Annotated in this window: 2 protein-coding genes; one reads left to right on the top strand and one right to left on the bottom strand. The window is 73.2% G+C overall.

What is annotated here, in order from left to right; translation table 11 throughout:
- A partial coding sequence (locus A7A76_RS23935) for an alpha/beta hydrolase family protein (protein ID WP_206413665.1) occupies positions 1-820 on the top strand: 820 nt, incomplete at its 5' end.
- A 71-nt stretch (positions 821-891) separates the two neighbouring features.
- Here the strand turns inward: A7A76_RS23935 and A7A76_RS23940 are convergent.
- On the bottom strand, positions 892-1,244 hold a 353-nt coding region (locus A7A76_RS23940), incomplete at its 5' end, for a hypothetical protein (protein ID WP_206413666.1).

The raw sequence follows: 1,244 nt of genomic DNA on the forward strand, positions 1-1,244 counted from the left end.
CGCCGCACCGGCCGAAGCCGCGCGCGGCACCCAGGAAGGCAGCCCGGTGCCGGCGCCGCCGGCCGGCACCCTGGAGCGGGTGCGTTACCGCGCCGAGCCGGGCGAACTCGCCGCCTACCTGACCCCGCGCCCGGCGCAGCCGGGCAAGCACCCGGCCATCGTCTGGCTGACCGGCGGCGACAGCAACACCCTCGGCGACGTGTGGAGCCCGCAGCCGCGCGACAACGACCAGAGCGCCGCGGCCTTGCGCCAGGCCGGCGTGGTGGTGATGTACCCGTCGCTGCGCGGCGGCAACGACAACCCGGGCGTGCGCGAGGGCTTCTACGGCGAAGTACGCGACGTGCTCGCCGCCGCCGACTATCTGGCCAAGCTCGATTACGTCGATCCGCAGCGCATCTATCTGGGCGGCCACAGCACCGGCGGCACCCTGGCGCTGCTGGTGGCGCAGAGCGACGCGCGCTTTCGCGCGGTGTTCGCGTTCGGCCCGATCGCCGAGGTGGCCAGCTACGGCGGGCGCTTCGTGCCGCCGGGCCTGAGCGATGAACAACTGCGCCTGCGCTCGCCGGGCTATTGGCTGGCCTCGATCCGCAGCCCGGTGTTCGCCTTCGAAGGCGACCACGACGCCAACACCGACGACCTCGAGGCCATGCGCAAGGCCAACCGCAACCCGCTGGCGCATTGGTACCTGGTGCCGCGCACGGATCACTTCAGCGTGCTGGCGCCGACCAGCGAACTCATCGCGCGCAAGATCCTGGCCGATACCGGGCCGCGCAGCGCGATCGCGTTCGACCCCGCGGAACTGGACGCGCTGGCGCGCTGAGGCGTCGCTGCAGGAGGGCGTTCAGGCCCGATGCCTTGCCCTCAAATCGCCCGCCGCCTCGCCGACGCGACTCAGGACGCGAACTTCGAGCGCACCGGATCGAACCACGGCGTGCACAACCGTTGCTGGGTTCGCGCCAGCGCGAACGCAGCGCGCCAGATTTCGACCTCGCCGTGCCGCTGCGGCCTGTCCAGCTGATCGGGCTGGAATGCCGCCACGCCCAGGCACCAGCGGATGCGCTTGGGTTCGACCTCGCCCGGCAGCGCGAACTCGAACGAACCGGCTGCCTGCGCGCCGGGCGCGAGCTTGAGCGCCAGCGGCGTCGGCGGCGACACCGGTGCGGGCCGCGGCAGCGGCTGCGCGATGTGGCTCAGTTCGACAGCGCCGTCGCCCGCGTCCTGCCACGCCGGCGCGCCGACCGCGC

This window comes from Lysobacter enzymogenes, assembly GCF_017168095.1.
GTDB classification, from domain to species: domain Bacteria; phylum Pseudomonadota; class Gammaproteobacteria; order Xanthomonadales; family Xanthomonadaceae; genus Lysobacter; species Lysobacter enzymogenes_D.